Raw genomic sequence first — 22,429 nt, 5'->3', positions numbered from 1 at the left:
GAACGGCTCGTCGAAGAAACGACGAAACGAAGAGACGACGAAACGAGGGGCCTTGAGGGGCGCGCTGGTGCCGTACGGGATGCCCGTGGGGCGGAAACGAGATGCCCGCAGGGCGAAAACGAGATGCCCGAAGGGCGGAAAGCGGCGGACCCTGTCCCGGGGCCACACCGGCTGTACATGGCGAAGCATGCGGTACATGCGACAGCCGTACTGGAAACACGCGAACCGACTACACGGGGCGGCTGCGTCACCAGGCTGCCCCGTACGTGTTGAAGCGAGATTAACCCGTCGGTAACTGCTTGGCCAGAGCACGGGAGATGCCGGGTCATGTGATGTACGCCGCCCCGCCGCGTGCGCGCCCCTAAGGTGGACGGGTGAATGTGCTGGAGCGCCTGCGGGCGGAGGCGGAGCAGTCACCCGCGTACGAGGTGCTGCTCGCGGCGGAACCGGAGGCCCTGGCCGCCTCCCTGACCTCGGCCGGGCTGCCGCTATGGGCCCGCGAGCTGGCCGCGTACCGGCTGGGGCTGGCGGGCGACCGCCGCGCCTTCGAGCCGCTCGTACTGCTGCTGAACCACCGGGACCCGCCGCGCTGCGCGGCCGCCGCCGAGGCGCTGGCCGTCCTGGCCGACCCGCGCACCGCCCGCGCGGCGGCGGCCCTCGCGACCAACGAACTCCGCACGGCCTACGCCCTGTACCCGGTCCGGCTGCTCACGTCGCTGCGGGCCCCGGAGTCGGCCCCGACGCTGATCCGCACGCTGTCCCGGCTGCTCGCGCCGAACGACCCGTACTGGAGGGTCGCCCTCGCGTGCGTCGAAGGCCTGGGCACGCTGGGCGATCCGGGCGCCCGCGAGGTCCTGACCCGGGCCCAGTCGCACCCCCGGCTGGCGGTGGCGGCGACCGGGGCCCTGCGCGGTCTCGCTCTCGGCTGAGACCGCCCCGGGGATCTCAGCCGGCAGGTCATGGACATGATCCTGTCCGGTGGAGATCAGCCGCGGAAGCCCGGCAGGCGATCAGCCGGGCAGTCGGCAGCGGTCAGCCGCGGAAGCCCAGCAGGCCGTGCAGGGCCGCGCCGCCCGCCGAGGGCGGGACCGCGCGGGTCAGCGGGGCCGGCTTCGGGGCGGGCTGGGCGGGGCAGGTGGCGTCCGTGGCCCGGCCCGTCTTCAGGTACGCCGACACCTTCTCGTCCAGGCACTTGTTGCCGCTCAGCGAGATCCCGTGGTTGCCGCCGCCCTCCTCGACCACCAGGGCCGAGCCCGCCAGCTTCTCCCGCATGCTCAGCGCGCCCTCGAACGGCGTCGCCGCGTCCTCCGTCGCCTGGAGCAGGAGCGCCTGCGGCAGGCCGGTGTTGGTGACGTCCGGCGCCTGGAGCGGCTCCGTCCGCCAGAACGCGCACGGGGCGTTGTACCAGGCGTTGTTCCAAGTCATGAAGGGCGCCTTGGCATGCGTACGCCACATGTCGGCGCGCCACTGGTTCCAGTCCTTCGGCCAGGCCGAGTCCCGGCACTGCACCGCCGAGTACACGCTGTAGCTGTTGCCCGCCGAGGGCTCCACCGCGCCGAACCGCTCGTACGCCGCCACCAGCGGCTTCGGGTCCTCGGTCACGGCGTACGCCGAGAAGGCCTCCGCGAGGTTCGGCCAGTAGCCGTTGTAGTAGCCGCCCGGCAGGAAGGTGTCCTCCAGCTCGGCCGGGCCCACCTTGCCGCCGGCGGGGGTCTCGCGCACGGCGTCGCGCATCGCGTACCAGCGCTCCTCCACCTCCGCCGGGTCGGTGCCGAGCCGGTACGTGGCGTCGTACTGGGCCACCCAGGCCAGGAAGGCCTTGTGGCGGGCGTCGAAGGCCTGGTCCTGGGCGAGGTTGTCCTCGTACCAGACCCCGCTCGGGTCCACCACGGAGTCCAGGACCAGGCGGTGCACCCGGGCCGGGTGGAGCTTGGCGTACACCGCGCCCAGGTAGGTCCCGTACGAGTAGCCGAAGTAGCTGACCTTCTCCGCGCCCAGGGCGGTGCGCAGCACCTCGATGTCGCGGGCGGCCGAGACCGTGCCGATGTACGGGAGCACGTCCGCGTGCTTGGTCTGGCAGGACTCGGCGAAGGACCGGACCCGCTCCAGGTTGGCCTGCTCGGTGTTCTCGTCGCGCGGGACGGAGTCCGGCCGGACGGGCGTGAAGTGACCGGCGCCGCAGTCCAGGGCCGGCTCGCTCTTGCCCACACCGCGGGGGTCGAACCCGATCACGTCGTACTGGGCGGCCACGTCCTTCGGCAGCGCGGAGGCGATGTACCCGGCCAGCCCGCGTCCGCTTCCGCCCGGGCCGCCGGGGTTGACCAACAGCGGGCCCTGGGATTTCGCGGCGGTGTGCGGGACCCGGGTCAGGGCGAGGGTGATCTGCCGCCCGGTGGGCCGGTCGTGGTCGAGCGGGACCTTGAGGGAGGCGCACTGGAGGGTCGGGTAGCGGGTGGTCGCGCAGCCGGTCCAGGTGAGCGCGGCGGCCTTCGGTGCGGCCGGGGCGGCGGGCGCGGCCGTGACCGGGCTCGCCAGGGTCGCGGCGACGGTGGCGATGGACAGCGAGAGCAGGACGGCGGCGCGCTTCTTGAAGGGGCGGATCGAGGGGCGGATCATGGGGCCTCCCAGCCGAGGGTTCTGGGCGGAATCGTCCCGGAACCGACGGCTGGAAGGCGGGATTGCGGTGCCTATTGGCCCGATGTGATGACCTTTCAGCGGCCGTACGAGGTCAGCGGAGGGTCAGCCGGGCGCACCGGGGGCTGGTCAGGTTCACCCACCGCGGACCCCCGGGCCGGTTTTGCCCCAACCACACGAGGCGCACCCGGCTGTGCCCGGGCGGGAGATACCCGGGGCCGATTTGGGCGGCCGAGCCGGAGGTGGTTGGCTTGCGGCAACGAGCGGACACAACTGCTGGAGGAACAGCTATGGCGCAGGTCGAGGCCACCACGGAGCGGATCATCGCGGCCGACGCGGAGACCGTGTTCGACGCGCTGGCGGACTACACCGGTACCCGGGGCAAGCTGCTGCCCGAGCACTTCAGCGAGTACGAGGTGCGCGAGGGCGGCGACGGCGAGGGCACCCTCGTCCACTGGAAGCTCCAGGCCACCAGCAAGCGCGTCCGTGACTGCCTGCTGGAGGTCAGCGAGCCCACCGACGGCCAGCTGGTGGAGAAGGACCGTAACTCCTCCATGGTCACCACCTGGGTCGTCACCCCGGCCGGCGAGGGCAAGTCCAAGGCCGTGGTCACCACGGTGTGGGCCGGCGCGGGCGGGATCGGCGGCTTCTTCGAGCGCACCTTCGCGCCCAAGGGCCTCGGCCGGATCTACGACACCGTGCTGGAGAACCTGGCCGCCGAAGTCGAGGGCTGAGCACCGCCGTTGCCGGTGAGGCCCCCATGCGGCCTCACCGGAACGAGTGAACTGCCCGACCCGGCGGCCGGCCGTCGCCGCCGCCGGGCGTGGTCCCGCGGCGGAACGGGGGCCGGCGGCTAGGGTGGGGCCCAGCGTGGGCGGCACCCGTCCGGGTCGCCCGCGCCGCGCGCAGCCGACCGCCTGGGGGCCCGATGAAGATCCTCATCTCCGCCGACATGGAAGGCGCCACCGGCGTCACCTGGCCCGCGGACGTGCTGCCCGGGACGCCGCAGTGGGAGCGCTGCCGCGCGATGTTCACCTCCGACGTGAACGCCGCCGTACTCGGCTTCTTCGACGGCGGCGCCGATGAGGTCCTCGTCAACGAGGCCCATTGGACCATGCGGAACCTGCTCCTGGAGGGCCTCGACGCCCGGGTCGAGATGCTCACAGGACGCCACAAGTCCCTCTCCATGGTCGAGGGCGTCCAGCACGGCGACATCGACGGCATCGCCTTCGTCGGCTACCACACCGGCGCCGGCTCAGAAGGCGTCCTCGCCCACACCTACCTCGCGAACTCCATCACCGGCGTCTGGCTCAACGGAACCCGGGCGAGCGAGGGCCTGCTCAACGCCCACGTCGTCGCCGAGTGCGGTGTCCCGGTCATCCTGGTCACCGGCGACGACCTGACCTGCGTCGATGCCGCCGGCTACGCCCCCGGCGCGGTGACGGTCGCGGTCAAGGACCACGTCTCGCGCTACGCCGCGGTGTGCCGCACGCCGGCCCGCACCGCCGCCGACATCCGGGCCGCAGCCAAGCAGGCCACCGCGCTCGCGGTCCGCCACGAACCCGTGCGTGGCGGCCCCTTCACGGTGGAGCTGGAATTCGACGCCGAGCACCTGGCGCTGGCCGCCACCGTGGTCCCGGGCGCCGAACGCTCCGGAGAACGCAGAGTCGCGTACACCAGCGAGACGATGTACGAGGGGATCCGGACCTTCAAGGCGGTCACGACGGTCGTCTCGGCGGCCGTGGAGGAGCAATATGGCTGACATGCACGCAACGGATGGCTCCGCTGACGGCACCGCCGACGACTCCGCCGCACTGGACGCGGCGGCCTTCGACGAGGTGGTCGAGTTCACCTCCGGGCTGATCCGCATCGACACCACCAACCGGGGCGGCGGCGACTGCCGGGAGCGCCCCGCCGCCGAGTACGTCGCCGAGCGCCTCGCCGCCGCGGGGCTGGAGCCGGTGCTGCTGGAGCGCACCCCGGGCCGCACCAATGTGGTGGCCCGGATCGAGGGCACCGACCCCTCCGCCGATGCCCTCCTCGTCCACGGCCACCTGGACGTGGTGCCCGCCGAGGCCGCCGACTGGAGCGTGGACCCCTTCTCGGGCGAGGTCCGGGACGGGGTGGTCTGGGGCCGCGGGGCCGTCGACATGAAGAACATGGACGCGATGGTGCTGGCCGTCGTACGGGCCTGGGCGCGGGCAGCCGAACGGGGACAGGACTGCTGGCCGCGCCGGGACATCGTGATCGCCTACACCGCCGACGAGGAGGACCGCGCCGTCGACGGGTCGGGGTTCCTCGCCGACGATCACCCGCACCTCTTCGAGGGCTGTACGGAAGGCCTCAGCGAATCTGGTGCCTTCACCCTGCACACCGGTCCCGGCCGGGCCCTCTACCCGATCGCGGCCGGTGAACGCGGCACCGCCTGGCTGAAGTTGACTGCGCACGGCGCCGCCGGCCACGGCTCCAAGCCCAACGGGGCCAACGCGGTGAGCCGGCTCGCCGCCGCCGTGGCCCGGATCGGCGAGTACGAGTGGCCGGTCCGGCTCACCGGCACCGTCACCGCCTGCATCACCGAACTTGCCGCCCTGCAAGGCCTGTCGGTGAACCCGCACGGCCGCGGCTTCGACCTCGACGAGCTCCTCGCCAAGCTCGGCCCGGCCGCCGCCCTGGTCGAGGCGACCGTACGCAACAGCGCCAACCCGACGATGCTCAACGCCGGTTACAAGCTCAACGTGATCCCCGGGCACGCCACCGCCTACATCGACGGCCGGATGCTGCCCGGCGGCGAGGCCGAGTTCATCGCCACCCTGGACGAACTCACCGGCCCCGACGTGCGGTGGGAGTTCCACCACCGGGAGGTGGCCCTCGAAGCCCCGGTGGACGGGCGGACGTACGCAATCCTGCGCGAGTCGGTCGAACGGTTCGACCCCACCGCACACGTAGTGCCGTTCTGCATGGCGGGCGGCACCGATGCCAAACAGTTCTCCCGGCTCGGCATCACCGGCTACGGCTTCTCCCCGCTCAAGCTGCCGCCCGGCTTCGACTACTGGTCCCTCTTCCACGGAGTGGACGAGCGGGTCCCGGTCGACGCCCTGCACTTCGGCGTCCGCGTCCTCGACCACGCGCTGCGGACCCTGTGATGGCCGTGCCGGCTGGGCCCTACGGCAGCTGGCCCTCGCCCATCGACGCCGCTCTCGCCGCCTCGCTCGACGGGCGCCCCGAGTACGTGGGCACCGTCGGCCCCGAGGTGTGGTGGACCGAGCCCCGCCCGGCGGAGGGCGGCCGCCGCACCCTGGTTCGCCGGCCCGCCGACGGCGGCCCGCAGGGCTCGGTGCTGCCCGCGCCGTGGGATGTGCGCAGCCGGTTCACCGAGTACGGGGGCATGCCCTGGGCCGGCACCGAACGGGCCGAAGGGGGCCCGCTGGTGGTCTTCGTACACTTCGCCGACCAGCGCCTCTACGCCTACGAGCCCGACGCGCCCGGCAGCCCCGCGCCGAGGCCGCTCACCCCGGTCTCCGCCGTCGGCGGCGGGCTGCGCTGGGTCGACCCGGTGCTGCGCGGCGGTGAAGTCTGGTGCGTGCTGGAGGAGTTCACCGGGCCGACGCCCACCGACGTACGCAGGGTGCCGGCCGCCGTGCCGCTGGACGGGTCCGCCGCCGAAGCGCGCTCCAGCGTAAGGGAGTTGACGGACGACCGGCACCGGTTCGCCACCGGCCCCCGGCTGTCCCCGGACGGGCGGCGCGCGGCCTGGCTGGTGTGGGACCACCCCCGGATGCCCTGGGACGGCACGGAGCTGAAGCTGGCGGAGATCACCCCGGACGGGACGCTCGGCGCGGCCCGTACCGTACTCGGCGGACCGGACGAGGCCGTGGCCCAGGTGGAGTGGGCGGCCGACGGAACCCTCCTGGCGGTGAGCGACCGGGGCGGCTGGTGGAACCCGTACCGGGTGGACCCGGCGAGCGGCAAGGCCGTCAACCTGTGCCCCCGCGAGGAGGAGTTCGGCGGCCCACTGTGGAAGCCGGGGCTGCGCTGGATCGCCGCGCTTGCGGAAGGGCTCATCGCGGTCCTGCACGGCCAGGGCTCGTCGGTGCTCGGCGTACTCGACCCCGAGAGCGGCGACCTCGTGGACGGGGCCGGGCCGTGGACCGCCTGGCAGCCGACGGTGGCCGTTAGCGGAACCCGGGTGTACGGCGTCGCGGCGAGCCCGCGCAGCGCGTACGAGGTGGTGGAACTCGACACCGCGACCGGGCACGCCCGCGTGGTGGGGGCCAAGAGCGCGGACCGGATGGGCCCGGCGTACGCGGACCCGGCGTACGCGGACCCGTCGTCCGCACTTCCGTCGTCCGCCAGGCCGTCCTACGCGGTGCCGTCCTACCCGGTTCCGTCCTACCCGGTGCCTTCTTACGCGGTGCCTTCTTACTACCCGGAGCCTCAGACCCGGACCTTCCTCGACCAGGCCGGCCGGGAGATCCACGCCCACGTCTACCCGCCGCACCACCCCGCCCGCCGGGCCCCGGCCGACGAGCTGCCCCCGTACGTGGTGTGGGCGCACGGCGGCCCCACCGACCACGTGCCGCCCGTACTGGACCTGCACATCGCGTACTTCACCTCGCGGGGCATCGGCGTGGTCGAGGTGAACTACGGCGGCTCCACCGGCTACGGGCGCGCCTACCGGGAGCGGCTGCGCGAGCAGTGGGGCGTCGTGGACGTGGAGGACTGTGCGGCGGTGGCCCGGGCGCTGGCCGCCGAGGGCACCGCCGACCCGGAGCGCCTCGCCATCCGGGGCGGCAGCGCGGGCGGCTGGACGGCGGCGGCCTCGCTGGCCGCCACCGACCTGTACGCCTGCGCGGCGATCAGCTACCCGGTACTGGACCTGCTGGGCTTCGCCGAGGAGACCCACGACCTGGAGTCCCGCTACGTCGACGGCCTGGCCGGGCCGCCGCAGACCCTGGCCGTCCGGTGCCGCGAGCGCTCGCCGGTGGCCCGCGCGGACCGGATCACCGCACCCTTCGTACTGCTCCAGGGCCTCGACGACCAGGTCTGCCCGCCGGCCCAGGCCGAGCGATTCCTGGCCGCCATGCGGGGCCGCCGGGTGCCGCACGCGTACCTCACCTTCGAAGGCGAGGGCCACGGCTTCCGCCGCGCGGACACCATGATCCGGGCGCTGGAGGCGGAACTGTCGCTGTACGCCCAGGTGTTCGGGTTCGAGCGGCCGGACGTCCCCCGGCTGCCGCTGGAGCCCTGACGGGCGTCCCGCTCAGCGGGTGCGCGCCAGGGTGGAGTACCGGACCCGGACAGGATCAGGCGGTGTGCAGCCAGACCCGCAGCGGGCCGAGCGGGGCGAAGCCGTGGCGGACGGCGGTGTCGAGGTCGTCGCCGGACTCGTAGCCGACGACGGGCAGGCCGGGCCAGAGGTCCGCGACCGCGGTGAGGGCGCCGCTCCAGGCCTCGTCCTGCGGGGTGCCGTCCGCGGTGAACACGTTGGACAGGCCCACGACGCGACGCGGGCCCTCGCTGACGTTCGCCACGGCCCCGGCGACGATCCGCCCGTCGGCGGACCGCCCGGCCAGGAAGGCCGTGTTCTCGGCGTGCTCCGTCAGCAGGGCCGGGTGGAACAGGCCGGTGCTCTCCTCGCCGTCCCAGGCGGCCTCCCAGGCGTCCAGCTCCTCGGGGGTGCCGACGCGGGCCCAGCCGAGCGCGGACCCGGCCGCGGGGGCGCCGGCCGGGCGGTGGATCCACTGGGCCTCGAACAGGACCTTGAAGCCCGCGGGGGCCAGGTCCAGCGCGGCGAAGCTGTCCTTGACCGAGCAGCCGGGGGTGTCCGTGTCGATCCTGGCGAGCAGGACCAGCTCCGGGGTGTCCCTGGTCAGGGTCACGGCATCCGGGTAGTACGGCGGGGTGCGCCGCGCGCTGGTCCACGCGCTCACGGCGAATTCGCCGCCCCGGGAGACCGCGGCGCACCACTCGGCGTTGTTGTGTGCCGCCGAGAGCAGGAGTTCTTCGGTGTTCGGGGTGATGATCACAACGGGATCCTGCCATACGCCATAGCCTGGGCCGATGTCATATTTCACGTACCTCATGGAGGGCGAACGGGTGGGGATCCGCTCCTTCCGGCTCGCCGACGGCCCCGAGTTCGCCGCCCGCGTGCGCGAGAGCCGTGACCTGCACCGGCCGTGGCTGTTCCCGCCCGCCACCGTCGAGGAGTACGAGCCGTACGCGACCCGGCTGATCGATGGCGACGGCCAGGCCGGTTTCCTCGTCTGCGAGCTCGCCACCGGGGCCATCGCCGGCTTCGTCAACGTCAACAACATCGTGCACGGGGCCTTCCAGTGCGGCGCCCTCGGGTACGGGGCCTTCGCGCACGCGGCGGGGCGCGGACTGTTCCGCGAGGCGCTCGGCCTGGTGGTCGCGTACGCCTTCGCACCGTCGGGGCGGGGCCTCGGGCTGCACCGGCTGGAGGCCAACATCCAGCCCGGCAACAAGGCCTCGATCGCGCTCGTCCGCGGCCGGGGCTTCCGGCTGGAGGGGCTCTCCCCGGACTTCCTCTACGTCGACGGGGCCTGGCGGGACCACGAGCGCTGAGCCGTCACCGCCGAGATGACCGAGGGCTTTGCGTAATCCTGACCGGTGGTGATCCGCGGAACCCCTGTGCACCGGCCGGTGTGGCGTGTTCCATTCCTTTATGGCCACCACCGTCCGCCGCGCCGTACTGACCCTTCCCGCAGCCCCGTTGGGCCCCGAGAACCCGCTGCCCGCCCTGCGCGCGCCCGACGGGGTGCACGCTTTGGACGAGCGCGCGCGCGAAGGGCTGCCGCGCGACATGGCGCGGCAGATCGGGTACGAGCCGCTGCGCTCACTGCTGCCCGTCCGCGTCCAGGACGGCTACCAACGGCAGCGGGATGAGCGGGACTTCGAGTCGATCGTCATCGAGAACGCACACCTGCGGGTCACCGTGCTGCCCGGGCTGGGCGGACGTGTCCACTCGCTCGTGCACATCCCGACCGGGCGCGAACTGCTGTACCGCAACCCGGTGTTCCAGCCCGCCAACTTCGCCCTCCACGGGGCCTGGTTCTCCGGCGGCATCGAATGGAACATCGGTGCCACCGGGCACACCACTCTGTCCTGCGCCCCGCTGCACGCCGCGCTCGTCCCGGCGCCCGACGGGGGCGTGATGGTGCGGCTCTGGGAATGGGAGCGGCTGCGCGACCTGCCGTTCCAGGTCGACCTGTGGCTGCCGGAGGACTCGGAGTTCCTCTACGTCGGCGTCCGCGTGCGCAACCCGCACGAGCGGCCCGCGCCCGTGTACTGGTGGTCCAACATCGCCGTCCCGGAGGAGGCGGGCACCCGGGTGCTCGCCCCGGCGGACGAGGCCTGGCACTTCGGCTACGAGCGCTCCCTGCGGCGCATCCCCGTACCGGAGTGGGACGGCGCGGACCGCACGTACCCGCTGCGCAACGAGTACCCGGCCGACTTCTTCTACGAGCTCCGGGACGGGGCCCGGCCCTGGATCGCCTCGCTGGACGCGGAGGGCCGGGGACTGGTGCAGACCTCGACGGCCCGGCTGCGCGGTCGCAAGCTCTTCGTGTGGGGCTCGGGTGAGGGCGGCCGGCGCTGGCAGGAGTGGCTGACCGAGCCGGGGAGGGGCGGCTACGCGGAGATCCAGGCCGGGCTGGCCCGTACCCAGCTGGAGCACGTACGGCTGGAGGGCGGGGCGGAGTTCAGCTGGCTGGAGGCGTACGGGCCGCTGTCGGCGGATCCCCCGCAGGTGCACGGGAGCGACTGGGCGGCCGCCCGCGCCTGCGCCGAGCAGGCCCTGTCGGCGGCCCTTCCCCCGGAGCGGGTGGAGGCCGCGTACAAGGCGTGGCGCGGCTGCGCCGACACCGAGCCGGGGGAGCGGCTGGCGGCCGGCTCGGGGTGGGGTGCGCTGGAGGTGCTGTGCGGGCGGTACAAGCTGCCCGGCACACCGTTCGAGGAGGAACGGCTGGGCGAGGAGCAGGCCCCGTGGCTGGAGCTGTGGCGCACGGGCGTCTTCCCCGCACCGAGGCGGGTGGTCCCGCCGGGCCCGAGCCTGGTCGCCGCGCACTGGCGGGACATGCTGGAGACGGCCCCGGCGGATCCGCTGACGGAGTACCACCTGGGCGTGGCCCAGTGGCATGCCGGGGATGTCGCCCAGGCGGTACGCAGCTGGGAGCGCGGGCTGCCCCTGGCGCCCTCGCGGTGGCCGCTGCTGCGGTGCCTGGCGATGGCGGACGCGCTGGCGGGGGACCCGGCGCGGGCGGCCGACGGGTATGCGGGGGCCTTCGCGGACCTGGCCGAGGAGAGCCGTGGGGGCGACACCTGGACGGCTGCCGAGTCCGCGCTCGGCCGCGAGGCGATGTCGGCCCTGCTGGAGGCCGGCCGGCCGGCGGAAGCCCGGGCGGTGTGGGAGCGGCTCCGGCCCGCCCTGCGGGAGCAGGGCCGGTTCCGCCTGCTCGCCGCGCGGCTGCTGGCGGCGGAGGGGCATGTGGGCGCGGCCCGGCGGGTGTTCGAGGAGGGCCTCGACCTCCCCGACCTCCGGGAGGGCGAGGAGATCCTGTCCGAGGTCTGGTCACAGCTCACCGACCGGCCGCTCCCGGCGACGTACAACTTCCGCATGCGGCCGCCCGGCTAGCCACCGCTGCGACCCGCTCCGGCCCGGCGCGGCACCGTTGCCGGGGGCCCGGGCCCCCGGGCCCCCGGAACCCCGGACCTCCGCGCCTCATACGCCGGCGGGGCTGGATTGCGCCCCGGGCAGACGGCGCCCGGCGGCGCTCACACCCGGCACAGGATTTCGCCGTTCAGGACCGAGAACCAGGCGTCGCGCCGGGTACCCCAGCCGCGCCAGGACTCGGCGATGCCCTCCAGCTCCGACGCAGTGGTGTGACCGCCCTCGACGGCGATCGCGGCGTACCCGGAGGCCGTCGTCCGGTCCGCCCACAGCGCGGACCACCACGCGATCTCCTCCGGGGTGGCGTAACACCAGGCCGTCGCCGAGCACCGGATTTCCGTGTAGCCCGCCGCCTGCGCCCAGGACCGCAGGCGGCGCCCCGCATCCGGCTCACCCCCGTTGGCCCGCGCCACCCGCCGGTACAGGTCCAGCCACTCGTCCAGCCCCGGCGCCGCCGGGAACCAGGTCATCGCCGCGTAGTCCGCGTCGCGCGCGGCCACGATCCCGCCGGGCCTGCACACCCGCCGCATCTCGCGCAGCGCCTGCACCGGGTCACCGACGTGCTGGAGCACCTGGTGGGCGTGGACCACGTCGAAGGAGTCGTCCGGGAAGTCCAGAGCGTGGACGTCCGCCGTGGCGAACTCCACCTCGGTCAGGCCGCGCTCCGCCGCGTGGGCGCGGGCCTGTTCGACAACATCCCGCGACGCGTCGACCGCGGTGACCCGGCCACCCGGAGCCACCAGCTTCGCCAGGTCCGCCGTGATCGTGCCCGGGCCGCAGCCCACGTCCAGCACCGACATGCCCGGGCGCAGTTCGCCGATCAGGTACGCGGCCGAGTTCTCGGCGGTACGCCAGCGGTGCGAGCGCAGTACCGACTCGTGGTGGCCGTGGGTGTAGACGGCCGTCTCGTGACTGGGGTCCATGGCGTTCACGGCGTGACTCCTTCTCGTCGAAAGCGGTGCCGAAGCATGTTGATCACGGTAGTGGATCAGCCCGCGATCTGAGATATGCGTTTTGAAATGTGGACACAAGCCTTGTGGTGCAAGGGAATTGCCCGGGCCGGTGGCAGGCCAAAGCAACTGCGAGGACAGTGGGCCCCAGGGGAAACCACGCCCATGCCCCCTCCATGACCCCCGCACGACCACCCGCACCAACCCCCTGGCAGAGGACGGTGAGACCCATGCCGGACACGCTGCTCGAACAGCACGCCGCGGCGCTGCGGCTCTTCGGCGAACGCGTGCGCGTCATCGGGGACACGCAGTGGGATGCGCCGACCCCGTGCACGGATTGGAACGTGCGGGATCTGGTCAACCACGTCACCTCCGAGCAGCTCTGGATCCCACCGCTGGTGTCCGAGGGCCGCACCGTCGAGGAGATCGGCGACGCGTTCTCCGGCGACGTGCTCGGCACGGATCCGGTCGCCGCCTGGGACCGGGCCGCGAACGCCGCGCACGCCGCGTTCGCCGCGCCCGGGGCGCTGGAACGGACCGTCCGGCTCTCGTACGGGCCCGCGCTCGGATCGGCGTACTGCTCGGAGCTGACCGCCGACTGCGTCGTCCACAGCTGGGACCTGTCGCGGGCCATCGACGCCGACGACCGGCTGCCCGACGGGCTGGTGGAGTTCTCCATCAAGGAGGTCATGCCGTACGCGGACGGGCTCGCGGCCGGCGGGATGTACGCCGCGCCGGTGGAAGTGCCGGCGGGTGCGAACGCCCAGACACGGCTGCTGGGGCTGCTGGGCAGGAAGGGCTGAGGCCTGATAACGGGCATTCAGCCGCAAAAAATCGTATAAAGGGCGGCAGGATTGTCGGAGCGCCGCGTGACGCGTTACGAGTGACTAGACGCGTGACGCGTGACACGTGACGCGTGCGGAATGCGGAAGGGCAGGAGAACGGTGGAGGGGATGCAGCGCACGGTGACGGAGGGGCGCGGGCCGGTCCGCTTCGGCCCGCCCGCCCCCGAGCCCGGCCTGCCCGTGCTGCCCGAACTCACCGCCGTCCTCGGCGCGGCCGCGAGCCGGTCCGCCCCCGAGCCCCCGGGCGGCGGGGAACCCGTACGGGAGGCCGCGTGCCGGCACTGGGCGCGGCGCGGGCTCCTCACCGAAGCGGAGAACGTGGCCGCCGGCCCCGGGGCGCCCGCCCTCCTGCTCGCCCTGCTCGGCGCTTACGGCGGCGATGTGATGCTGCCCCGGCCGTGTCCCGCCTGGTGGACACCGCAAGTCCGACTGCTGGGACGCCGGGCCTACCACGTGCCGACGCCCGCCGAGTGCGGCGGCGTACCGGATCCGTACGCCTTGCTGGAGACCGTACGCCGGGTGCGCGCGGAGGGCGGCGACCCGCGCGTGCTGCTGCTGTCGGTCGCGGACGACCCCACCGCGACGGTGCCGCCGCCCGAGCTGCTGCTGGAGGCCTGCGAAGCGGCGGCGACCGCCGGGCTGTTCGTGGTCAGCGACGAGAGCTGGCGCGACACCGTGCACCGTCCGCACGACACCCTCGTTCTGAGCCCCGCCGAAATGCTCCCCGACCAGACGGCCGTACTCGTCGACCTGTCCGGCGCGCTGCTGCCCGCCGGCTGGCCCGCGGCCGTGGTCCGCTTCCCCGGCACCCCGCACGGCACGTGGCTGCGGGCGCGCACCCTCGACGTCCTCACCGCCACCGGCGCGCTGGTGGCCGGCCCCGTCGCCGGAGCCGCCGCGCACGCCCTCGACGAGCCCGACGCGGTGGCGGGGCGCGTCCGCGCGGCCGCGACCCTGCACGGCGTGGTGGCCGCCGCCGCCCACCGGGAACTGCTGGCTGTCGGCGCGCTCGCCCGTCCCCCGCAGGCAGGCCGCCACGTCTACGCCGACCTGACCCCGCTGCGTGAAGGGCTGGCCCGGCAGGGGGTGGGCGACGCGATGGAGCTGGAGGACTGGCTCGGCCGGCGGCTGGGCGCGCCCACCCCCGGCGGCCAGCGCTTCGCGGACGAACTGGGCGCGCTGCGCGTCCGCTTGTCGACCGGCCCGATGCTCGGCGCCACCCCGGAGGAACGGCTGGCCGCACTCACCGCGCGCGACCCGCTGGGGCTGCCGCACGTACGGCGCTCGCTGGAACTCCTCGGATCGGTCCTGGCGGGGCTGGCCGGCTGAACCTTCGCCAAGGGGCGTGACGTTGCACGATGTGCGTGCGGTGAACGGAGAGTTCGTTGATGAGGGACCAGCCAGACCCCCCGGCCTCCGACCCCGCGCCCGGCACCGGCCCGCCCCCGCCGGCCCGGCCTGCCGGCGCGGGTCGTTCCGGGGCGGGGTCCGGGGCGCGGTCCGTGGCGCAGCCTGAGGGTCGGCCTGAGGGCCGGTCTGAAGTGCGGTCGGAGTCCCGACCTGACGCGAGCCCGGGGTCCGAGGTTCGGCTCGCGGTGGGGCTTGAGGAGCAGCCCGACGGCCCTTCTGAGGCGGGGCATGAAGGGCGGCCTGGGGCTTGGCCTGAGACGCGGTCCGAGGCGATGCCTGACGGGCGGCTTGACGTGCGGCCGGAGCCAGGGCCCGGGGCTCCGTCTGAACCGGGGCTCGACCGGCCGGAGGCGGGGCAGGAGGCACGGGGTGGTGTGCGGGCAGCCGCAGGGTTGGCCGGGGAGCTGGGTACCGCGCGGGGGGTGGCTCTGCGGCCGCTTGGGGAGCATCGGGTGTGGCCGCGTTCTTTCGTGGACCGGCTCACCACGCCGCTGCCCGGCGTCCGGGCCTTCGCACGGCTAGCCCGGGAGGGTGCCTTTCGGCCTGGCCCCGAGGGGCTGCGCGGGATCCCCGACCTGCCCTACGCACCGGCCGCGCTGCCCGCCGCGGCACCCGGCACGGTGTGCGCCACCTGGGCAGGGCACGCCAGCTGGGTGCTCCGTGTCGGCGGGCTGACCGTACTGACCGACCCCGTCTGGTCCCGGCGGATCCTCGGGACCCCGGCGCGGATGACTCCCGTCGGGGTGCGTTGGGAGGATCTGCCGCCAGTGGACGCCGTGGTGATCAGCCACAACCACTACGACCACCTCGACGCCCCCACCCTCAAGCGGCTGCCCCGGCACACCGCGCTCTTGGTCCCCGCCGGGCTCGGCCGCTGGTGCCGCAGGCGTGGCTTCACCCGGGTGACCGAGCTCGACTGGTGGGAAGCCGTCGAACTGGATGGCGTGCGGTTCGACTTCGTGCCGGCGCACCACTGGTCGAAGCGGTCCCTGATCGATACGTGCCGGACCCTGTGGGGTGGATGGATCCTCACCGATACCCGGGCGGGGAAGCGGGTCTACTTCGCGGGCGACACCGGTTACGGGCGCTGGTTCGGCGAGATCGGCGCTCGCCATCGCGGCATCGAGCTCGCTCTGCTCCCGATCGGGGCCTACGCTCCGCGGTGGTGGCTCAGCGATGTGCACGCCGATCCGGAGGAGGCGGTCCAGGCCTGTCTCGACCTTGGGGCGCGGCGGATGGCGCCTATGCACTGGGGCACCTTCGTGTTGTCGGCCGAGCCGGTGATGGAGCCTTTGCATCGGGTGCGGGCTGCGTGGGCGCGGGCTGGGCTGGGGCGTGAGCATCTGTGGGACCTGCCGATTGGCGCGTCCCGGGCGTTCTGACTCCGTCGGGCCGCTGCGCGGGGCCTCTCTCCCCGCCCCGCCCTTTCTCCGTCTCCCGGGACTCCGCCCCGGCCCCCCGCCCGCCTCAAACGCCGGCGGGGCTGAAAAGACCTGGGGCTCCGCCCCAGACCCCGCGCCTCAAACGCCGGCGAGGCTGGATGGGACTCCGGCGACGTTGGGTTGACCAGACGGGCTGGGATGGCCGGCGGGGCTGGGTTGGCCAGGGCTGGGATGGCCGGCGAGGCTGGGTGCGCTCCGCGCCATCCACCGGCAGGTGAACCCGGCACCGCCGGCAAAACTCAGCCCCGCCGGCGTTTGAGGCGCGGGGGTTCGGGGGCGGAGCCCCCGGGGGCGGGGCTGCCCCCGACTCGGTCACCCCCCGGGGGCGGGGCTGCCCCCGACTCGGTCACCCCCCGGGGGCGGGGCTGCCCCCGACTCGGTCACCCCCCGGGGGCGGGGCTGCCCCCGACTCGGTCACCCCCCGGGGGCGGGGCTGCCCCCGACTCGGTCACCCCCCGGGGGCGGGGCTGCCCCCGACCCGGTCACCCCCCGGGGGCGGGGCTGCCCCCGACCCGGTCACCCCCGGGGGCGGAGGTGGCGCCATGTCCAAGGGGCCGTGCTGATCAGGAGGGTGAGGGCTACCGCCAGGGCCACGCCCTTCCACGGCTCCGAGAAGAGGGAGCCGCCCAGGATCCCGATCAGGCCGTACGTCGCCGCCCAGGCCAGGCACGCCGGGCCGTCGCCCCGCGCGAAGCGGCGGAGCGGGAGCTGGGCCAGGAGGCAGGCCAGCATCACCGGGATCCGGCCCGCCGGGAGCAGCCGGGACAGCACGAGGACCAGCACTCCGTGTTCGTCCAGCCTCACCTGCGCCCGCTCCAGCCGCTCCGGCGTGACCCGCCCCCGCAGCGACTCCAGCCGGCGCGAGCCGCCCCGCGACCGCACGCCGCGCTGCCCGAGCCAGTACAGGGCGATGTCCCCGGTGAACGCCGCCAGCGCCGAGACGGCGAACACCAGCAACAGTCCCAGGGTGGGGGAGTGGTGATGGAAGGCCACCACCGCAGCCGAGCTGACCAGCGCGCCCGTCGGAATCACCGGCACCAGCGCGCCCAGCGCCACCAGCACGAACAATGCCGGGTACCCGACCGCCTGCTGGGTCGTCTCCGGCGGGACCCGGCCGGCGGCCTCTCCCGCGGCGTTCCACAGCGTCACGGCAGTCACGGCAGTCACGGCAGTCATGGCCGTCACGGCAGCCGCACGCGTTCGCCGTGATCCGGGACCCGTACCGCCACCTTCGGCGCGAGCTGCCGCGCGAACCGGGCGAACTCCTCGCCCGGTGCGTGGAATTCGTGCGGCCGCACCGCGTCCAGCCCGACCGGCCAGTACGTCCCGTAGTGCACCGGCACGGCCGCCGCCGGCGCCAGCGCGGCCAGCGCCTGCGCCGCGCGGCCCGCGTCCAGGTGCCCGGGCCCCAGAAAGGGGCCCCAGCCGCCCACCGGCAGCAGCGCCACATCCACCGGGCCGACCTCCTCGGCCATCGTGTCGAACAGCCCTGTGTCACCGGCGAAGTACGTACGCGCCGAGCCCTGGACCACGTACCCGAGTGCCGGCGCCAGATGCGGCCCGAACGGCAGCCGCCGCCCGTCGTGCCGCGCGCTGACCGCCCGTACCCGCACACCCTCCGAGAGCGTCACCTCCTCGCCCGGGGCCACCTCCGTGACCGTCAGCCCGCCCACCCCCGCGAGCCGGGCCAGCCCCGGCATGGCCCGGCGCGCCCCGCGCGGCACCAGCAGCCGGGTACCCGGCGTCAGCCGGGCCAGCGACGGCAGATGCAGATGGTCGGCGTGCAGATGCGACACCAGCACCACATCCGCCTCGGCCGCCTCGGGCGGGGGCACCGCACCGCGCCGCCGCCGCAGATGCGCGAACCGCCCGGCGAACAGCGGGTCCGTCAGCAGCCGCACCCCGGAGTCCTCCACCGTGCACGTGGCATGCCCCCACCAGGTGATCTCCACCGCCACGCGGCTCTCCCGCCCTCGCACGTCCCCGGACTCCCCGAGGGTAAAGGCTGCCCGGTGCATGCGCCCGGAATCGGAAGCCGGCGGCCCTCTCCTCCCCGGCCGCGGATCGGAGTAGGGTCGGGCGGCATGGATGAGCTGCGGGTGGCCGCGATCGCCAGCCTGACCCCGCTTGAGGACCTGGACGAGGACCCCTTCGCCGTCGACAGCCGGAGCCAGCACGCCATGTGCGCCCGTTGGGCAGCCGACCGGGGTTACGTAGTGGCCAGGGAGCTGGTCTTCTACGGACTGCGCGCCGACCACTGCGGGCTCTGGTCCGACGTCGACGCCGGCCGGGTCGACCTGTTCGTCGCTGCCAACCAGCGCGTGCTGGCCCGCGCCCTGCGCTCGGTCGAGGCGTTCACCGCCGAGTGCGAGCGGCGCGGCGTACGGCTGGAGACGGCCGGGCTCGACGAGCCGCGGTACACCTCCGCGATGAAGGCCGAGGTGCACCGCCGACTGTCCATGCCGACCGCGGGCTACGACGGCACGTAGGTGCGTAGGCACGTAGGCACGTAGGCGCGTAGTCACGTAAGGCCGGAGAGGTCCTGGGCCGTGACGGCGCGTAACCCCAGCAGCCACTGACCGGCACGTTCCGTACGTCCGTGCGCCTCCCATGACACCCGGCCGGGCCCGGCGCCCTGTGCGACGCTGGCAAGGGGACCGCGAGCGGGGAGCGGCCCGGGACGTGAGGCGGGTGCGGCGTGTTGCGCGGACGGTGGCGGACCACGGGCAGCGCCCTGGTGCGGGTGATCCTCGTATGGGCGGTGTCCACCCTCACCATGCTCGCCCTGGCCGGGATCCTGCCGGACTTCCGGCTCCAGTCCGACGACGGCGACAGCATCACCCGGATCGGGCTGACCGCGGCCTGGGGAGCCGGGGCCTTCGGTCTGCTCAGCGCCCTGGTGTGGCCCGTGCTGGTACGGGCCCTGCTGCTGGTGCCCGCCCTGGTGCTCGGGCTGCTCGTCTTCTTCCTCAACGGCTCGCTGCTGCTGATCGCGCTCAGCCTGATCCCGGCCGGGCGCGGCGAGGTGGCGCCCGAGACCGCGGTGGTCGTCGCCGCGGTGATGTCGGCGGTGGCATCGGCGACTTCGACCGCGCTCGCCGTACGGGACGACGAGGCCTACCGCCGCAGGCTGTACCGGCTCGCCGACCGCAGGCGGCGCCGCCAGCGCCGGGCGGGCGCACCCGGCGCGGGCGAGGGCGCGCCCGGGCTGGTCTTCCTCCAGCTCGACGGGGTCGGGTACGAGGTGCTGCGGAGCGCCGCGGGCAGGGGAGTGATGCCGACCGTCGCCGACTGGCTGGACCGCAGCCACCGGGTGATTTCCTGGCGCACCGACTGGTCCAGCCAGACCGGCGCCAGCCAGCTCGGCATCCTGCACGGCTCCAACTTCGACGTCCCCGCGTTCCGCTGGTACGAGAAGGACACCGGCGAGGTGATGGTCTGCAACCGGCCCACCAGCGCCGCCGAACTCCAGCGGCGGGCCGTCGCGCGCACCCGGAACGCCGGGCTGCTCGCCCTCGACGGTGCCAGCCGCGGCAACCTCTTCAGCGGCGGCGCCGACCAGCTGGCGCTGGTGCTTTCGGTGTCGGCCCGGCGGGGCCGGGGGAACCGCTCCCGCGCGGGCTACTTCGCGTACTTCTCCGACCCGGCCAACGCCGTCCGCACCGCCCTGTCCTTCGTCGCCGACGCGGGCCGGGAGATCGGCCAGTCGGTACGGGCCCGGCTGCGCGGGGACGAGCCGCGGGTGGCGCGCGGCGGCCTGTACCCGCTGATCAGAGCCTTCGCGACCGTCGTGGAGCGCGATGTCGTCGTGGCGGCGGTGATCGGAGACATGCTCGCGGGACGCGCCGCGGTCTACGCCGACCTGGTCGCCTACGACGAGGTCGCCCACCACTCGGGGCCGCACGGCCGGGACACCGACCAGGTGCTGGCCCGCCTGGACCGCAGCCTCGCGCTGATCGCCCGGGTCGCCGAGCACGCGCCGCGGGAGTACCGGATCGTGCTGCTCTCGGACCACGGCCAGACCCCGGGCGAAACCTTCCTCGCGAAGTACGGGCTGACCCTGAAGGACCTGGTCAGGGCGGGCTGCGGGCTGCCGGTGTCCCGGCGCGCCGGGCGTACGCATAGCGGGGCCGAGGCCCGCGCGGCCGTCCTGGCCGCCCTGCACCGGCCGGTGGAGGAGGGCGAGGAGGCCCGCCCCGGACCGGGGACGGACCCGGTGGTGCTGGTGTCCGGGAACCTCGGGCTGATCTCCTTCCCCGACGTGCCGGGCCGGGCCACCCGGGAGCGGATCGAGCGCGCGCACCCGGCCCTGCTGGCGACCCTGGCCAACCACCCCGGGGTCGGGTTCCTGCTGGTGGACGGGATGGTGCTGGGCCCGGACAGGGCCGCCGCGCGGCTGGTGGTGCCGGGGGAGGCGGAGGAACTGCTGGCCCGCTTCGGGCCGGGCGCGGCGGACGTGGTGCGCCGGGCGGACACCTTCCCGCATGTGGCCGACATCATGGTGAACTCGGCGTACGACCCGGAGACGGGCGCCGTGCACGCCTTCGAGGAGCAGATCGGCTCGCACGGCGGCCTGGGCGGGGAGCAGGGGCGCCCCTTCCTGATGTGGCCGACGGTGCTGTCGGAACCGGTCCGGGCACGGGTTCCGGAACGCGTCCCGGAGCCCGCCCTGCCGCCAGGAGCCGCCCCGGCTGCGCAAAGCCCGGCTGCGCAAAGCCCGGCTGCGCAAAGCCCGGCTGCGCAAAGCCCGGCTGCGCAAAGCCCGGCTGCGCAAAGCCCGGCTGCGCAAACGCCGGCTGCGCAGAGCCCGGCCGCGGAGGCCCCGGAGCTGGTGGGTGCGGAAGCGGTGCACGCCGTACTGCGGCGCTGGCTGCGGGAGGCCGACGGCCCGCAGGTGCCGCTGGAGGATCACCGGCCGGAGGGCGCCGCCATCGGAATCCTTCCTTCCGTAGGGGTGCCCGTGCAGGACGAAAGCCGTTGATTTGGTGCGGCCTGGGCCGTACCCGACCATGTGTCGACCTGTCCAGCATGTGAAACACCCGAGGCGTAACCCGCGTGAGCACCACCCAGCAAGCCCCTGTCACCACCGCCCCGCCCGCCCCGGCCGAAGCCGACCGCGAGGCGAACCCGCACGCCCGCCGCTTCGGCCTCCCGATCGCGACCTGCCTGGTCATGGGCAACATCATCGGCGGTGGGATCTTCCTGCTTCCCGCCTCGGTCGCGCCCTTCGGCACGATCAGCCTGGTCGCCTTCGGGGTGCTCACCGTCGGCGCGATCGCCCTCGCCCTGGTCTTCGGCCGGCTCGCCGAGCGCAACCCGCAGACCGGCGGCCCGTACGTCTACGCCCGCGCCGCCTTCGGGGACTTCGCGGGCTTCCTCGCGGCCTGGAGCTACTGGATCACCACCTGGGTGTCGAACGCGGCCCTCGCGGTGGCGGCGGTCGGCTACCTCTCGGTGCTCTTCCCGCCGGTCGGGGAGCACAAGTGGTCGATGTGCCTGGGCGCGCTCGCCGTGCAGTGGCTCCCGGCCCTCGCCAACCTGGCGGGCACCCGGTACGTGGGCGCCGTGCAACTGGTCGCCACCGTGCTGAAGTTCGCCCCGCTGCTCCTGGTGGCGGTGGGCGGGCTGTTCTTCTTCGACCCGGCGAACCTCGGCCCCTTCCAGGCCACCGGCCAGTCCGCGGTCGGCGCGGTCTCCGCGTCGGCGGCGATCCTGCTCTTCAGCTACCTCGGCGTCGAGTCCGCCGCCGTCAGCGCGGGCGAGGTCCGCGACCCGGAGCGCAATGTCGGCCGGGCGACGATCCTGGGCACGGTCGGCGCGGCCACCGTCTACCTGCTGGGCACCCTCGCCGTCTTCGGCCTGGTCGCCCACGACAAGCTGGTCTCCTCCTCGGCGCCCTTCACCGACGCCGTCAACGCCATGTTCGGCGGCACCTGGGGCGGCACCGTCGTCGCCTGCGCGGCGCTGATCTCGATGGTCGGCGCACTCAACGGATGGACCCTGCTCAGCGCGCAGACCCCGTACGCCGCGGCCAAGGACGGGCTCTTCCCGAAGGCCTTCGAGATCAAGAAACGCGGTGTCCCGGTCGTCGGCGTCGTGGTCACGGTCATCCTGGCCTCCGCCCTCACCCTGTACAACTACACCGCCGGCTCGGAGGGCGTCTTCGAGGTCCTCGTCCTGGTCACCACCTTCACAGCGACCGTTCCGTACCTGCTCTCCGCCGCCGCACAGCTCTACTTCCTGCTCTCGGGCCAGGCCGAGCGCGTCCACCGGGGCCGGCTGGTCCGCGACGCCACCCTCGCCTGCCTGGCCTTCGCCTTCTCGATGTGGCTGGTGGCGGGCTGCGGCTACGCCGCCGTCTACCAGGGCGTTCTGTTCCTCTTCGCGGGCGTGCCGGTCTATGCCGTGATGTCCGCACGGATGTCCGCACGCAAGCGCCGCGCGGCTGCCTGACCTGCG

The 22,429-nt window shown here is 74.1% G+C and carries 18 protein-coding genes and 1 pseudogene; 14 read left to right on the top strand and 5 right to left on the bottom strand.

Features of this window, described 5'->3' with window-relative positions:
* The first annotated feature begins 374 nt into the window (after positions 1 to 374).
* Positions 375 to 929: an adenylosuccinate lyase gene (locus tag J7I97_RS25335; RefSeq protein ID WP_214938765.1), complete on the top strand. Its 555-nt coding sequence runs from the start codon at positions 375 to 377 to the stop codon at positions 927 to 929.
* Between the two features lie 103 nt (positions 930 to 1,032).
* On the opposite strand, the gene J7I97_RS25330 is transcribed toward J7I97_RS25335, so the two are convergent.
* Positions 1,033 to 2,616: an alpha/beta hydrolase gene (locus J7I97_RS25330; RefSeq protein WP_214938764.1), complete on the bottom strand. Its 1,584-nt coding sequence runs from the start codon at positions 2,614 to 2,616 to the stop codon at positions 1,033 to 1,035.
* A gap of 308 nt (positions 2,617 to 2,924) precedes the next feature.
* On the opposite strand from J7I97_RS25330, the gene J7I97_RS25325 reads away from it, so the two are divergent.
* The 4 genes from J7I97_RS25325 to J7I97_RS38875 all read left to right on the top strand — a co-directional run bounded on the left by J7I97_RS25325 (position 2,925) and on the right by J7I97_RS38875 (position 7,882).
* Complete coding sequence (locus J7I97_RS25325; protein ID WP_214938763.1) at positions 2,925 to 3,368, top strand: SRPBCC family protein; 444 nt, start codon at positions 2,925 to 2,927, stop codon at positions 3,366 to 3,368.
* A 194-nt stretch (positions 3,369 to 3,562) separates the two neighbouring features.
* The gene (locus J7I97_RS25320) at positions 3,563 to 4,396 is read left to right on the top strand and encodes a M55 family metallopeptidase (protein ID WP_214938762.1); all 834 of its coding nucleotides are present in this window, start codon (positions 3,563 to 3,565) and stop codon (positions 4,394 to 4,396) included.
* A gap of 1 nt (position 4,397) precedes the next feature.
* Positions 4,398 to 5,777, top strand: coding sequence for a M20/M25/M40 family metallo-hydrolase (locus J7I97_RS25315; protein WP_251059151.1), 1,380 nt, complete (start codon positions 4,398 to 4,400; stop codon positions 5,775 to 5,777).
* Complete coding sequence (locus J7I97_RS38875) at positions 5,777 to 7,882, top strand: prolyl oligopeptidase family serine peptidase (protein WP_251059150.1); 2,106 nt, start codon at positions 5,777 to 5,779, stop codon at positions 7,880 to 7,882. Before J7I97_RS25315 ends, J7I97_RS38875 begins: the two co-directional genes overlap by 1 nt.
* Positions 7,883 to 7,937: 55 nt before the next feature.
* Here J7I97_RS38875 and J7I97_RS25300 read toward each other — a convergent pair whose 3' ends face one another.
* The gene (locus tag J7I97_RS25300; RefSeq protein ID WP_374103556.1) at positions 7,938 to 8,654 is read right to left on the bottom strand and encodes a hypothetical protein; all 717 of its coding nucleotides are present in this window, start codon (positions 8,652 to 8,654) and stop codon (positions 7,938 to 7,940) included.
* Between the two features lie 40 nt (positions 8,655 to 8,694).
* Here J7I97_RS25300 and J7I97_RS25295 point away from each other — a divergent pair, with 40 nt between their 5' ends.
* Together J7I97_RS25295 and J7I97_RS25290 are read left to right on the top strand one after the other, a co-directional pair.
* Positions 8,695 to 9,219: a GNAT family N-acetyltransferase gene (locus tag J7I97_RS25295; RefSeq protein WP_214938756.1), complete on the top strand. Its 525-nt coding sequence runs from the start codon at positions 8,695 to 8,697 to the stop codon at positions 9,217 to 9,219.
* A 100-nt stretch (positions 9,220 to 9,319) separates the two neighbouring features.
* Positions 9,320 to 11,287, top strand: coding sequence for a DUF5107 domain-containing protein (locus J7I97_RS25290; RefSeq protein WP_214938754.1), 1,968 nt, complete (start codon positions 9,320 to 9,322; stop codon positions 11,285 to 11,287).
* A 140-nt stretch (positions 11,288 to 11,427) separates the two neighbouring features.
* Here J7I97_RS25290 and J7I97_RS25285 read toward each other — a convergent pair whose 3' ends face one another.
* Complete coding sequence (locus tag J7I97_RS25285) at positions 11,428 to 12,246, bottom strand: methyltransferase domain-containing protein (protein WP_214938779.1); 819 nt, start codon at positions 12,244 to 12,246, stop codon at positions 11,428 to 11,430.
* Between the two features lie 257 nt (positions 12,247 to 12,503).
* Here J7I97_RS25285 and J7I97_RS25280 point away from each other — a divergent pair, with 257 nt between their 5' ends.
* The 3 genes from J7I97_RS25280 (at position 12,504) to J7I97_RS25270 (ending at position 15,910) form a co-directional block, all read left to right on the top strand.
* Entirely contained in the window at positions 12,504 to 13,076 is a 573-nt protein-coding gene (locus J7I97_RS25280) for a TIGR03086 family metal-binding protein (RefSeq protein ID WP_214938752.1), read from the top strand.
* Positions 13,077 to 13,226: 150 nt separating this feature from the next.
* The gene (locus tag J7I97_RS25275; protein WP_214938750.1) at positions 13,227 to 14,447 is read left to right on the top strand and encodes an aminotransferase class I/II-fold pyridoxal phosphate-dependent enzyme; all 1,221 of its coding nucleotides are present in this window, start codon (positions 13,227 to 13,229) and stop codon (positions 14,445 to 14,447) included.
* Positions 14,448 to 14,800: 353 nt separating this feature from the next.
* A complete protein-coding gene (locus J7I97_RS25270) occupies positions 14,801 to 15,910 on the top strand; it encodes an MBL fold metallo-hydrolase (RefSeq protein WP_214938748.1) in 1,110 nt (369 codons plus the stop codon).
* 576 nt (positions 15,911 to 16,486) lie between these two features.
* Here J7I97_RS25270 and J7I97_RS25265 read toward each other — a convergent pair.
* Positions 16,487 to 17,146 (bottom strand): DedA family protein, encoded by a 660-nt coding sequence (locus J7I97_RS25265; RefSeq protein WP_214938746.1) that lies wholly within the window; start codon positions 17,144 to 17,146, stop codon positions 16,487 to 16,489.
* A 5-nt stretch (positions 17,147 to 17,151) separates the two neighbouring features.
* The gene (locus J7I97_RS25260; protein WP_214938744.1) at positions 17,152 to 17,928 is read right to left on the bottom strand and encodes an MBL fold metallo-hydrolase; all 777 of its coding nucleotides are present in this window, start codon (positions 17,926 to 17,928) and stop codon (positions 17,152 to 17,154) included.
* Between the two features lie 126 nt (positions 17,929 to 18,054).
* Here J7I97_RS25260 and J7I97_RS25255 point away from each other — a divergent pair, with 126 nt between their 5' ends.
* From J7I97_RS25255 to J7I97_RS25245, 4 genes and pseudogenes are all read left to right on the top strand, one after another.
* The gene (locus J7I97_RS25255; RefSeq protein WP_214938742.1) at positions 18,055 to 18,459 is read left to right on the top strand and encodes a hypothetical protein; all 405 of its coding nucleotides are present in this window, start codon (positions 18,055 to 18,057) and stop codon (positions 18,457 to 18,459) included.
* Between the two features lie 287 nt (positions 18,460 to 18,746).
* Positions 18,747 to 20,018 (top strand): annotated as a pseudogene (locus tag J7I97_RS40420) (alkaline phosphatase family protein); the annotation flags it as partial.
* A 643-nt stretch (positions 20,019 to 20,661) separates the two neighbouring features.
* Entirely contained in the window at positions 20,662 to 20,922 is a 261-nt protein-coding gene (locus J7I97_RS40415) for a pentapeptide repeat-containing protein (RefSeq protein WP_374195513.1), read from the top strand.
* Positions 20,923 to 21,025: 103 nt separating this feature from the next.
* A complete protein-coding gene (locus J7I97_RS25245) occupies positions 21,026 to 22,423 on the top strand; it encodes an amino acid permease (protein WP_214938738.1) in 1,398 nt (465 codons plus the stop codon).
* Positions 22,424 to 22,429: the final 6 nt, after the last annotated feature.

It is taken from the genome of Streptomyces sp. ISL-87 (genome assembly GCF_018614095.1).
GTDB lineage: Bacteria > Actinomycetota > Actinomycetes > Streptomycetales > Streptomycetaceae > Streptomyces.
This window is presented reverse-complemented; position numbering and strand designations above follow the sequence as displayed.